The organism is Streptococcus sp. FSL W8-0197 (assembly GCF_037963785.1).
Taxonomy (GTDB): domain Bacteria; phylum Bacillota; class Bacilli; order Lactobacillales; family Streptococcaceae; genus Streptococcus; species Streptococcus oralis_CQ.
This window is the reverse complement of sequence record NZ_CP150168.1, coordinates 1,956,102-1,969,453: the sequence shown is the minus strand read 5'-3', so window position 1 is coordinate 1,969,453 and position 13,352 is coordinate 1,956,102. Positions and strand designations below refer to the sequence as shown.

8 protein-coding genes are annotated in these 13,352 nt (G+C 45.1%); 7 read left to right on the top strand and 1 reads right to left on the bottom strand.

Features of this window, described 5'->3' with window-relative positions:
- The first annotated feature begins 490 nt into the window (after nucleotides 1-490).
- Nucleotides 491-2,170: an alpha-L-fucosidase gene (locus tag NYE79_RS09650; RefSeq protein WP_200730242.1), complete on the top strand. Its 1,680-nt coding sequence runs from the start codon at nucleotides 491-493 to the stop codon at nucleotides 2,168-2,170.
- A gap of 36 nt (nucleotides 2,171-2,206) precedes the next feature.
- On the opposite strand, the gene NYE79_RS09645 is transcribed toward NYE79_RS09650, so the two are convergent.
- Complete coding sequence (locus NYE79_RS09645; protein ID WP_200730241.1) at nucleotides 2,207-4,294, bottom strand: GH92 family glycosyl hydrolase; 2,088 nt, start codon at nucleotides 4,292-4,294, stop codon at nucleotides 2,207-2,209.
- Nucleotides 4,295-4,461: 167 nt separating this feature from the next.
- Here NYE79_RS09645 and NYE79_RS09640 point away from each other — a divergent pair, with 167 nt between their 5' ends.
- From NYE79_RS09640 to NYE79_RS09615, 6 genes are all read left to right on the top strand, one after another.
- Entirely contained in the window at nucleotides 4,462-5,742 is a 1,281-nt protein-coding gene (locus NYE79_RS09640) for a glycoside hydrolase family 125 protein (protein WP_049501073.1), read from the top strand.
- Between the two features lie 56 nt (nucleotides 5,743-5,798).
- The gene (locus NYE79_RS09635) at nucleotides 5,799-8,444 is read left to right on the top strand and encodes an alpha-mannosidase (RefSeq protein ID WP_000432735.1); all 2,646 of its coding nucleotides are present in this window, start codon (nucleotides 5,799-5,801) and stop codon (nucleotides 8,442-8,444) included.
- Between the two features lie 98 nt (nucleotides 8,445-8,542).
- Nucleotides 8,543-9,412 (top strand): ROK family protein, encoded by an 870-nt coding sequence (locus tag NYE79_RS09630; protein WP_002880939.1) that lies wholly within the window; start codon nucleotides 8,543-8,545, stop codon nucleotides 9,410-9,412.
- Nucleotides 9,406-11,286: a beta-N-acetylhexosaminidase gene (locus NYE79_RS09625; RefSeq protein WP_125825933.1), complete on the top strand. Its 1,881-nt coding sequence runs from the start codon at nucleotides 9,406-9,408 to the stop codon at nucleotides 11,284-11,286. Before NYE79_RS09630 ends, NYE79_RS09625 begins: the two co-directional genes overlap by 7 nt.
- 198 nt (nucleotides 11,287-11,484) lie before the next feature.
- Nucleotides 11,485-12,414 carry a sugar ABC transporter permease gene (locus NYE79_RS09620; RefSeq protein ID WP_000714584.1) on the top strand — a complete coding sequence of 310 codons (930 nt, stop codon included), beginning with the start codon at nucleotides 11,485-11,487 and terminating at the stop codon, nucleotides 12,412-12,414.
- A gap of 13 nt (nucleotides 12,415-12,427) precedes the next feature.
- Nucleotides 12,428-13,351 carry a carbohydrate ABC transporter permease gene (locus NYE79_RS09615; protein WP_000818344.1) on the top strand — a complete coding sequence of 308 codons (924 nt, stop codon included), beginning with the start codon at nucleotides 12,428-12,430 and terminating at the stop codon, nucleotides 13,349-13,351.
- The last annotated feature ends 1 nt before the right edge of the window (nucleotide 13,352 follow it).

The window sequence follows — 13,352 nt, the reverse complement described above, 5'->3', positions numbered from 1 at the left end:
TTGCTAGAAATGATTAGGTTGTTAGGTATTATAGTATCACAGCTGTGCTGTTCACAATGTGATAAAGTAGTCATTTTCTACTGGCTGATTCTCACTAGCTGGCGAATGCAAAAGCTACGATTGTACAAATTATAGAATCTTTTCAGGGTATTTAGGAAGGGAGCTTAGTCATATTGACGCTACTATCGCTTTTTGTTATAGTCAAGGAGAGAGCGGTCTGGAACCATAGTTTATTCACAGTCTGTGGATAAGTCTAGGAGAAAATGACATGCAACTCATGGTGTTGAAGTATCCTGATAATAGTTCCGTATATTAGTGACTTTCTAGAAAACTAGTAGAAACCCTAGTATAAAGGTATTTGACAAAGTTTTGTTTAGGGTGAAAGCTTCCAAGTCTAAAAGCTGGAGTCTGAAAAGACTAGTTTTTAGGTATGTTTTCTTATCCACAAGTTGTGGATAACTTTGTGAACAAGAGAAAGAGACATGAGATGATGACAAACATAAAACCACATGGGCCATTACCAAGCCAGGCCCAGCTGGATTATTTAGAGGATGAACTAGCTGCCTTTATCCACTTTGGCCCCAATACCTTTTATGACCAAGAATGGGGAAGTGGGCAAGAGGATCCTATGCGTTTTAACCCGACCAAGTTAGATGCGCGTGAATGGGTTCGGGTACTCAAAGAAACAGGTTTTAAAAAACTGATTTTGGTGATCAAGCACCATGATGGTTTTGTCCTCTACCCGACAGCTTATACAGACTATTCGGTCAAGGCTAGCCCTTGGAGGGGTGGAAAGGGGGACTTGCTCCTTGAGGTTTCCAAAGCTGCGACTGAGTTTGACATGGACATGGGAGTGTATTTGTCTCCTTGGGATGCTCACAGTCCCCTCTATCACGTGGACCGAGAAGCGGACTACAATGCCTACTATCTGGCTCAATTGAAGGAAATCTTGTCAAATCCTGCCTATGGGAATGCCGGGAAGTTCACTGAGGTGTGGATGGATGGTGCTCGAGGGGAAGGGGCCCAGAAGGTCAACTATGAGTTTGAGACCTGGTTTGAAACCATTCGTGACTTGCAGGGCGATTGTTTGATTTTCTCAACTGAGGAAACCAGTATTCGCTGGATTGGAAATGAACGGGGCTATGCAGGGGATCCCTTGTGGCAAAAAGTCAAACTAGACCAGTTAGGAACAGAGGCGGAATTAGATTATTTACAGCACGGAGACCCCTTGGGGACGCTGTTTTCAATCGGCGAGGCAGATGTTTCTCTTCGGCCAGGCTGGTTTTACCATGAGGATCAGGATCCTAAGTCTCTCGAGGAGTTGGTCGAGATTTATTTTTACTCGGTAGGGCGGGGAACACCTCTCTTACTCAATATTCCGCCTAATAAAGATGGACTCTTTGACGAAAAGGATATCCAGCGTCTCTATGAATTTGCTGCCTACCGTGACACACTCTATAGGGAAGATTTAGCTCTGGGAGCCAAGGTATCTGGACTTGCTCTATCACCAGACTTTGCCTGTCATCATCTGACAGATGGACTGGAAACTAGTTCATGGGCAAGTGATTCAGAGTTGCCAATCCAATTAGAGCTCGATTTAGGATCACCTAAAACATTTGATGTGATTGAGTTAAGAGAAGATTTGAAGTTGGGGCAACGCATCGCTGCTTTTCATGTTCAGGTAGAGTTGGATGGTGTCTGGCAGGAGTTTGGGTCTGGTTATACTGTTGGCTACAAACGTCTCTTACGAGGATCAGTCGTTGAGGCGCAGAAGATACGCGTGACCATTACAGAGGCACAGGCTTTGCCTTTGTTGACCAAGATTTCACTCTATAAAACACCTAGCTTGTCAAAAAAAGAAGCTGTTCAGCAACTAGAGTTTTCAGAAAAAAGCCTAGCTGTGACCAAGGGAGAAAATGTCCACTTTACAGTGAAGCGCATAGAATCTAGCAGTCCTTTAGAAGCTAAGATTTCGATTCAACCAGGGACGGGTGTGCATGGTGTCGCTTATCGGGACGAGATTCAAGTCCTTGCGTTTCAAGTTGGCGAGACTGAAAAAAAGCTAACGCTACCAACCTTGTATTTTGCAGGAGATAAAACCTTGGACTTTTATCTGAATCTGACGGTAGATGGGCAGCTGGTTGACCAGCTTCAGGTCCAAGTTTCATAAAAGAAGAACCTTTGCGCGATGCAAAGGTTCTTTTGGTTATGAGTGATTTGGCAACCAGCTAAGTGTAAAGGTTAGTTGCTCAGCTTTCAAGAGGTTTTGGTGTTGAATGCTAGATACTATGGTCTTGTCCAATCGGCATTCTTTGACAAAGTTGAAGTGGCTGTGGTTTTGCTTGGCATGGATATCCAGCCATTTATTTTCCTTAGCCAGGTAGATACGGAGATGGTCAAAGAGAGGAATTCCGAGATCGTAACTTGGTTTGCCTGGACAGGTCGGGTAGAATCCAAGAGCTGACCAGATATACCAAGCAGAGAGACTGCCATTGTCCTCATCGCCAGGATAGGCTTGCCAGCTTGGGTGAAAGGCTTTCTGACGTATCGACTTGATGAGTAGAGCAGTGTAGTCTGGGTAGTTGCTGTAGCGAAAGAAATATGGAATGTGGAAGCTAGGCTGGTTAGAGATGGCGACTTGTCCAAAGGGAGCTGTTGCCATCTCGCTCATTTCATGAATCTCGTAACCATAGCCGGTGGTTTCAAAGAGAGGAGCGTCCTGACAGGCTTTCAAAAGATAGTGGCTAAAGGTTTCCTTTCCACCCATGAGTTGGATTAAGCCAGGGATGTCGTGGAGGACGCCTAAAGTCGCTTGAATGGCAGAGCATTCGGCATAATCACGTCCCCAGCTATAAGGAGAGAAGTCAGGGCGGAAGTTGCCTTGGCTATCTCGCGCACGCATGTAACCTGTCTCAGCGTCAAATAGATGGCGGTAATTTTGTGACGCAACCTTATAAGTCTGGGCGATGTCATTCTGACCAAGTTTTTCGGCACAGCTGGCGATACAAAAGTCACTATAGGCGTAGTCTAGGGTATGGCTGACGCTTTCGTGGTGATCGGTAGAGAGGTAGCCCAGTTCTTGGTATTGGGCTAGTCCGTGGCGACCATTGATGCCGAGAGGGTCGGACTTGCTGGCTGTTTCAAGCATAGCCTGGAGGAGTTCTTCTTCTAGGTCGGGGGCCATGTCCTTGCAGGCGCTATCTGCGATAATGCCATCTAGCAGGGTACCAGGCATCATGCCACGTTCATCTGGAGCCAACCATTTTGGAAGGAACCCAGTATCGCGGTAGCTATTGAGGAAACCTTCTAAAAAGAGGTGATAGTGTTCCGGTATGACAAGGGCAAAGAGGGGGAAGGTGGTGCGGAAGGTATCCCAGAAGCCATTATTGCTAAAGAGGATACCGGGCTTGACAGTACCAGTAGTCAGGTCCATATGGATGGTTTGCCCTGACTCATTCACTTCATAAAAAGTCTGTGGAAAGAGAAAGAGCCTGTAGAGGCAGTGATCAAAGAGGGTCCTGTTAGCTTCTCCTGTCTCCATGATATCAAAACGATGGAGAAGATTTTCCCAGTCCGCTTTCGCACTTGCTTTACAGCTATCAAAGTCCTTTTGAGGTAGATTAAGCAGAGCTTGAGAAGGCGAGATGAAAGAAGTTGCTAGCTGGATGTCAGCATGACTATCTGTCAGGTCAATTCGCCAGTCTCCACCTTCTTGGCTGACAGCAAGAATATCCGTGTTCATTTGTAGGGCAGTAAACAGTATCAGTGGATTTTTGGTAGTCTCAGTTTCACCTTCTTGTCTTAGGGCAAGCGTTCGCTTATCTACTTGCTTGACTGTCAAGTCATCTGCTGCGTGAAGATAGAGGGAGAGGGCTTTGTCTTGCTTTTGCTCCAAACGAATAGAAGCGCCATAGCAAGTCGGTGTAAGCTGGGTTTCAATCTGAAAGCGCAGGGAGAAAATCTTCAGATAATGAGGTTGGAAGGAAGCTTTATCCCTATCATAGGAGGATTGACGGTGAAAGAGGCTATCTCCCCCAAGCTGGCCGGTGATAGGTGTCAGAAGCAGCCAAGAGTAGTCGCCAATCCAAGGACTGGGCTGGTGGGTTAATCGAATCCCTTGAAAGATGGGCAGATGTGGTTCGAAAAACCAAGCTCCCTCCTGATCGCTGGTCTGAGGCACAAAATAATTCATCCCAAAAGGAACGCCCGTGTAAGGCAGGGTATTTCCCCGAGAAAAGGCATGCTTGCTAGCAGTCCCAAAGCGGGTATCGATGGTTTCAAGTAGTGGTTTCATGGTATTTCCTTTAGCTGTTTTCTACATTATATCAGAAAAAATGGTCTTTAGAAAAGGAGTTTCAAATATAACAATTTTGTAGAAAAATGACTATCATTTGTGTATATATTTTCTGGGCTAAAAGCTATATACTGAAAATGAATCTTGTTTGAATGAGGTAAAAGTTTATGGTATATTCTAAAGAAATTGTTAGAGAATGGCTGAACGAAGTAGCGGAGCGGGCTAAGGACCATCCCGAGTGGGTGGATGTCTTCGAGCGTTGCTATACAGACACCTTGGACAATACGGTCGAGATTTTAGAAGATGGCTCAACTTTTGTTTTGACTGGGGATATTCCTGCCATGTGGCTTCGGGATTCGACAGCCCAACTCAGACCCTACTTGCATGTGGCTAAAAGAGATGCCCTCCTGCGTCAGACTATTGCAGGTTTGGTTAAGCGTCAGATGACCTTGGTGCTCAAGGATCCTTATGCCAACTCCTTTAACATTGAGGAAAACTGGAAGGGCCACCACGAGACTGACCATACCGACCTTAATGGTTGGATTTGGGAACGCAAGTACGAAGTGGACTCTCTTTGCTATCCTTTGCAGTTGGCTTATCTCCTCTGGAAAGAGACTGGAGAGACCAGTCAGTTTGATGAGACTTTTGTCGCAGCGACCAAGGAAATTCTTCATCTTTGGACAGTGGAACAAGACCACAACAATTCACCTTATCGTTTTGTCCGTGATACGGACCGCAGGGAAGACACCTTGGTAAATGATGGCTTTGGACCTGCCTTTGCAGTGACAGGTATGACCTGGTCAGCCTTTCGCCCGAGTGATGACTGCTGTCAGTATAGCTATTTGATTCCGTCAAATATGTTTGCAGTAGTGGTCTTGGGTTATGTCCAAGAAATCTTTGAAGAACTGGATCTAGCTGATAGCCAAAACATCATGGCAGACGCTGAGCGTCTCCAGTCTGAAATCCAAGAAGGCATCGAAAATTACGCTTACACAACTAACAGCAAGGGCGAAAAGATTTATGCCTTTGAAGTGGATGGTTTAGGAAATGCCAGCATCATGGATGATCCAAACGTACCAAGTTTGTTGGCGGCGCCTTATCTGGGCTATTGCGATGTCAACGATGAAGTGTATCAAGCCACTCGTCGCACCATTCTGAGCCCTGAAAATCCATACTTCTACCAAGGAGAATACGCTAGCGGTCTCGGAAGTTCTCATACCTTCTATCGCTATATCTGGCCCATTGCCCTTTCTATCCAAGGCTTGACAACAAGAGATAAGGCAGAGAAGAAATTCTTACTCGATCAGCTGGTTGCCTGCGATGGTGGTACAGGTGTCATGCACGAAAGCTTCCACGTGGATGACCCAACGCTCTACTCTCGTGAATGGTTCTCTTGGGCCAACATGATGTTCTGTGAATTAGTCTTGGATTACCTGGATATTCGCTAGTCAGTTCTTTAGTTAGATAGAAATAAAAATTTAAATTTAGAATGAGGTTTTACTTCATGGAAAATGTTGTTGTACATATTATCTCACATAGTCACTGGGACCGTGAGTGGTACTTACCTTTTGAAAGCCACCGTATGCAGTTGGTGGAATTATTTGATAATCTTTTTGACCTTTTTGAAAATGACCCTGAGTTCAAGAGTTTCCACTTGGATGGCCAAACCATTGTCCTTGATGACTATTTGGAAATTCGCCCTGAAAATCGCGACAAAGTCCAACGTTACATCGACGAAGGCAAACTCAAAATTGGTCCCTTTTACATCTTGCAGGATGATTACTTGATTTCAAGTGAAGCCAATGTTCGCAATACCTTGATTGGTCAAGCAGAATGTGCAAAATGGGGCAAATCAACCCAGATTGGTTACTTCCCAGATACCTTTGGAAATATGGGGCAAGCTCCCCAAATCCTTCAAAAATCAGGTATTCACGTGGCAGCTTTTGGGCGTGGTGTGAAGCCGATTGGATTTGACAACCAAGTCCTCGAAGATGAGCAGTTTACTTCCCAATTTTCAGAAATGTACTGGCAGGGTGCGGACGGAAGTCGTGTCCTCGGTATCCTCTTTGCCAACTGGTATAGTAATGGGAATGAAATCCCAGTTGATAAGGATGAGGCCCTGACTTTCTGGAGACAAAAATTGTCAGACGTACGTGACTATGCTTCGACCAACCAATGGTTGATGATGAACGGCTGTGACCACCAGCCTGTACAGCGAAATCTGAGCGAAGCCATTCGTGTGGCAAATGAACTCTTCCCAGATGTAACCTTTGTGCATAGTTCCTTTGATGACTATGTCCATGCAGTAGAAAGTGCCCTACCGGAGCAGTTATCTACGGTTACAGGTGAGTTGACGAGTCAAGAAACAGATGGTTGGTACACGCTTGCCAACACTTCCTCATCACGGATTTACCTTAAACAAGCCTTCCAAGAAAATAGTAACCTGCTAGAACAAGTGGTGGAGCCATTAACTGTCATCACTGGTGGGCACAACCATAAGGACCAGTTGACCTATGCTTGGAAAGTTCTTCTACAAAATGCGCCACATGACAGTATCTGTGGCTGTAGCGTGGACGAGGTTCACCGTGAGATGGAGACACGTTTTGCCAAGGTCAACCAAGTCGGAAACTTTGTGAAAACTAACCTTCTCAACGAGTGGAAGGGTAAAATCGCAACCCATGAAGCCCAAAGCGACCATCTCTTTACGGTTATCAATACAGGCTTGCATGATAAGGTTGATACGGTCAGCACAGTGATTGATGTGGCGACTTGTGATTTCAAAGAATTGCACCCAACAGAAGGCTATAAGAAGATGGCAGCCTTGACCTTGCCAAGCTACCGTGTTGAAGACTTGGAAGGACATGCTGTAGAAGCGAAAATCGAAGATTTGGGAGCTAATTTTGAGTATGATTTACCAAAAGACAAGTTCCGTCAGGCTCGTATTGCTCGACAAGTGCGCGTGACAGTCCCTGTTCATCTAGCACCTCTCTCTTGGACAACCTTCCAATTGCTTGAAGGAGAACAAGAACACCGTGACGGTATTTACCAAAATGGAGTGATTGATACGCCATTTGTAACGGTCAGTGTGGATGAAAACATCACGGTCTACGACAAGACAACTCATGAAGCTTATGAAGATGTTATTCGCTTTGAAGACCGTGGTGACATTGGAAATGAGTACATCTACTTCCAACCAAAAGGAACAGAGCCTATCTACGCAGAACTCAAAGGCTATGAGGTCTTGGAAAATACAGCACGTTTTGCCAAGATTTTGCTCAAGCATGAATTGACAATTCCAGTAAGTGCAGACGAAAAACTGGATGCGGAACAAAGAGGCATCATCGAGTTTATGACGCGTGAAGCTGGGCGCTCAGAAGAATTGACAAGCGTTCTTCTTGAAACAGAGATGACCGTCTTTGTTGACAATCCACAAATTCGTTTCAAGACTCGCTTTACTAACACAGCCAAGGACCACCGTATCCGTCTCTTGGTCAAGACTCATAACACACGTCCAAGCAATGACTCTGAAAGCATCTATGAGGTGGTGACACGACCAAATAAACCAGCTGCTTCTTGGGAAAATCCTGAAAATCCTCAACACCAACAAGCCTTTGTCAGTCTGTATGATGATGAAAAAGGGGTGACAGTGGCTAATAAAGGATTGCACGAGTATGAAATCCTTGGAGACGACACCATTGCAGTGACCATTTTGCGTGCATCAGGTGAGTTAGGTGACTGGGGTTACTTCCCAACACCAGAAGCTCAGTGCTTGCGTGAGTTTGAAGTTGAGTTTACACTTGAATGCCACCAAGCAGGGGAACGTTTCTCAGCTTTCCGTCGTGCCAAAGCCTTCCAAACACCATTCACTAGTCTTCAGGTTGCTAAACAAGAAGGAAGTGTTGCTGCGACTGGTAGCCTCTTGAGTCATGCGGCACTCAGCTTGCCACAAGTCTGCCCGACAGCCTTTAAGGTAGCTGAAAATGAAGAAGGATATGTACTTCGTTACTACAATATGAGCCAAGAAAATGTGCGCATATCTGAACACCAACAAACCATTTTGGACTTGCTTGAACGACCATATCCCGTTCATTCAGGACTATTAGCGCCACAAGAGATTCGCACAGAATTGATCAAAAAAGAAGACATTTAACAGTTTTAAAGTGTTTGATAACTAATAATAAGAGATAGAAAGGAGGGGCGAAAGAGTAAGGATTGACTACTGATTCGCCCCTTTTTATGGGAAGAACAATGACCATTGCAACCATTGATATCGGAGGGACTGGGATTAAGTTTGCCAGTCTGACTCCTGATGGAAAAATACTAGATAAGACAAGTACTCCGACGCCAGAAAACTTGGAGGATTTACTGACTTGGCTAGACCAACGTCTGTCGGAGAAAGATTATAAGGGCATTGCCATGAGCGTTCCAGGCGCGGTCAATCAAGAAACAGGTGTGATTGAGGGAATCAGTGCCGTACCTTACATCCATGGCTTTTCTTGGTATGAAGCTCTTGCTCATCATCAACTCCCTGTCCATCTAGAAAATGATGCCAACTGTGTTGGACTTAGTGAACTGCTGGCTCATCCAGAGATTGAAAATGCAGCCTGTGTCGTGATTGGGACTGGAATCGGTGGTGCCATGATTATCAATGGCAAGCTTCACCGAGGTCGCCACGGCTTGGGGGGAGAGTTTGGCTACATGACAACCCTTGCCCCTGCTGAAAAACTCAACAACTGGTCGCAACTAGCGTCAACTGGAAATATGGTGCGATACGTGATTGAAAAGTCTGGTCAGACTGACTGGGACGGACGCAAGATTTACCAAGAGGCCGCAGCTGGCAATGCTCTTTGTCAAGAAGCGATTGAGCGCATGAACCGTAATCTGGCGCAAGGCTTGCTCAATATCCAGTATCTGATCGACCCAGATGTCATTAGCCTAGGTGGCTCCATCAGCCAAAACCCTGATTTTATCCAAGGTGTCAAGAAGGCTGTCGGTAACTTTGTCGAGACCTACGAAGAATACACGGTCGCACCAGTTATCCAAGCCTGCACCTATCATGCAGAAGCCAATCTCTACGGTGCCCTTGTCAACTGGCTACAGGAGGAAAATCAGTGGTAAGATTTACAGGACTTAGTCCCAAGCAAACGCAAGCTATTGAAGCATTAAAAAATCACATTTCTCTGCCAGATGTAGAGGTAGCTGTCGCTCAGTCTGACCAAGCCTCTATCTCTATCAAGGGTGAAGGTGGACACTATCAACTAACCTATCGAAAACCTCACCAACTCTACCGCGCCTTGTCCTTGTTGGCAACAGCTCTAGCAGAAGGTGATAAGGTAGACCTTGAAGAACAAGCTGCTTATGAAGATTTGGCCTACATGGCAGACTGTTCTCGCAATGCAGTTTTGAATGTGGCTTCTGCCAAACAGATGATTGAAGTCTTGGCTCTCATGGGTTACTCAACCTTTGAACTTTACATGGAAGACACCTATCAGATTGAGGGGCAACCTTACTTTGGTTACTTCCGTGGCGCCTATTCAGCAGAGGAGTTGCAGGAAATCGAAGCCTATGTCCAGCAGTTTGATATGACCTTTGTGCCTTGCATCCAGACCTTGGCCCACTTGTCAGCCTTCGTCAAATGGGGTGTCAAAGAAGTGCAGGAACTTCGTGATGTGGAGGACATTCTCCTTATCGGCGAAGAAAAGGTGTATGACCTGGTTGATGGGATGTTTGCCACTCTATCTAAACTGCAGACACGCAAGGTCAATATCGGGATGGACGAAGCCCATTTGGTTGGTTTGGGGCGCTACCTCATTTTGAACGGTGTTGTGGACCGTAGTCTCCTCATGTGCCAACACTTGGAGCGCGTGCTGGATATTGCAGACAAGTATGGTTTCCACTGCCAGATGTGGAGTGATATGTTCTTTAAACTCATGTCAGCGGATGGCCAGTACGATCGTGACGTGGAGATTCCAGAGGAAACTCGTGTCTACCTAGATCGTCTCAAAGACCGTGTAACCTTGGTTTACTGGGACTATTATCAGGATAGCGAGGAAAAATACAACCGCAATTTCCGCAACCATCACAAGATTAGCCAAGATATTGCCTTTGCAGGTGGTGCTTGGAAGTGGATCGGTTTCACACCCAACAACCATTTCAGCCGTCTTATTGCTCTTGAAGCCAACAAAGCCTGTCGTGCTAACGACATCAAAGAAGTCATTGTAACGGGTTGGGGGGACAATGGTGGGGAAACTGCCCAGTTTTCTATTCTACCAAGTCTGCAAATCTGGGCAGAACTCAGCTACCGCAATGACCTAGATCGTTTGTCTGCTCACTTCAAGACCAATACAGGTCTGTCAGTTGAGGACTTTATGCAGATTGACCTTGCCAATCTCTTGCCAGACTTGCCAGGCAATCTCAGTGGTATCAATCCCAACCGCTATGTCTTTTATCAGGATGTTCTCTGTCCGATTCTTGACAGACACATGACACCTGAACAGGACAAACCGCACTTCGCTCAGGCCGCTGAAACGCTTGCTGTTATCAAAGAAAAAGCTGGGAACTATGCCTACCTATTTGAAACTCAGGCCCAGTTGAACCAGATTTTAAGTAGCAAAGTGGATGTGGGACGACGCATCCGTGAAGCTTATAAATCCGGTGACAAAGTCAGCTTACAGCAAATCGCCATGCAAGAATTACCAAAACTTAGAAGCGAGATTGAAAACTTCCATGCCCTCTTTAGCCACCAATGGTTGAAAGAAAACAAGGTCTTTGGTTTGGATACGGTTGATATCCGTATGGGCGGACTCTTGCAACGCATCAAGCGAGCAGAAAGCCGCATCGAGGCTTATCTGGCAGGTCAGATTGTCCGCATCGAAGAATTAGAAGTCGTGATCCTACCATTTACTGACTTCTACGCAGACAAGGACTTCGCAGCAACTACAGCCAACCAGTGGCACACTATTGCGACCGCATCGACGATTTATACGACTTAGGCATTTTTTCCGAGTCAGAGTGTTTCTCGTGAAACCTATTTCTTATAAAAAACTTCTCCACAAAAAATAATTTGTGGAGTTTTTTCTATAATTAGTAGTTTAACCTAGCCTTCAAATAGGAGTATACTAATAATGTAATCGTTATCAAACCTAAAAATTCGATGAAATCAGTTTTTAGGAATAAAAAGGGAGGAAATTATGAAAAAGTTTTCAAAGACCTTGAGAGATAACTGGATCTTTCTCTTGATGGTTTTACCAGGGGCACTCTGGTTGATTCTATTCTTTTACATTCCAGTATTTGGGAATGTGGTCGCCTTTAAAGACTACCATATGACCAGTAATGGTTTCATAGATAGTATTGTGAATAGTAAATGGGTCGGGTTAGATAATTTCAGATTCTTGTTTAGTTCAAAAGATGCCTTTATCATCACTCGTAATACCGTTCTTTACAATCTCGGCTTTATCTTTATCGGTTTGATTGTATCAGTAGGGATTGCCATCATCCTCAGCGAGCTCCGCTCTAAGAGAATGGTTAAGATTTTCCAAACGTCTATGTTGTTCCCTTACTTCTTGTCATGGGTTATCATCAGTTTCTTTACAGATGCCTTCCTAAACATTGACAAAGGGGTTTTCAACCATTTCCTAACATCCATTGGCATGAAGGAAGTCAACTTCTACGCTGACTTAGGCATTTGGCCATACCTTCTCCTTTTCCTAGGTATTTGGAAAGGCTTTGGATATAGCAGTGTCATGTACTATGCGACGATCATGGGAATTGACCCAACCTACTACGAAGCAGCAACAGTGGACGGGGCGAGCAAGTGGCAACGTATTCGCAACGTAACCATTCCTCAGTTGACTCCGCTTGTAACAGTCTTGACCATCCTTGCAGTCGGAAATATCTTCCGTGCAGACTTCGGTCTCTTCTATCAAATCCCACACAATGCTGGTCAGCTCTACAATGTAACCAACGTTTTGGACGTGTATGTCTTTAATGGTTTGACTCAGACAGCAGATATCGGTATGGCTTCAGCAGCCGGTCTTTACCAATCCGTTGTCGGTTTGATTCTGGTTATCCTATCAAACTTGCTTGCAAGACGAGTCGATCCAAACTCAGCTTTGTTCTAGAAAGGAGGAGAATATGGCAGAAAAGAAAATTAAAAAAGAAAAAATCGATAATGTCGGCATTCACTCCTTCAGTAAGAAAGCAGATATCTTCTTTAGTATCATCTCTGGTTTGATTGCTCTTTCTTGTATCTTGCCCTTTATCTTCGTTATTATCATTTCGGTGACAGACGAAAAGAGCATCCTCCAGTATGGATATAGCTTTTTCCCTTCGAAATTTGGTGTAGATGGATTCCAGTTCCTAGCTCAGTTTAAAGATAAGATCCTCCAAGCGCTCTTTATCTCAGTTTTTGTAACCGTAGTCGGAACAGTGACCAACGTCTTCATTACAACCACTTATGCCTACGCCATCTCACGTACAACCTTTAAGTACCGCAGATTCTTTACAATCTTCGCTCTTCTTAGTATGTTGTTCAATGCTGGTTTGGTACCAGGCTATATCGTGGTCACTCGCCTGCTTCAACTTGGTGATACCGTTTGGGCCTTGATTGTTCCAATGCTCCTCTCACCATTCAACATCATCTTGATGCGTTCCTTCTTCAAGAAGACCATTCCAGAAGCCATTCTCGAATCCGCTCGTATCGATGGTGCCAGTGAAGCTCGGATCTTCTTCCAGATCTGTTTGCCCTTGTCACTTCCAGGTATCGCAACCATCACGCTTTTGACAGCTCTTGGTTTCTGGAACGACTGGTTCAACGCCCTTCTTTACATCAAGAGTGACAACTTGTATCCATTGCAATATTTGCTCATGCAAATCCAACAAAATATGGACTACATCGCAAAAGCAGTCGGCCTATCTGGTCAACTGGGAGTCGCTCTACCGAAAGAAACAGGTCGTATGGCCATGGTTGTTGTTGCAACCCTTCCAATCGCGATTCTGTATCCATTCTTCCAACGCTACTTTGTTAAAGGGTTGACGATCGGTGGTGTGAAAGAATAGC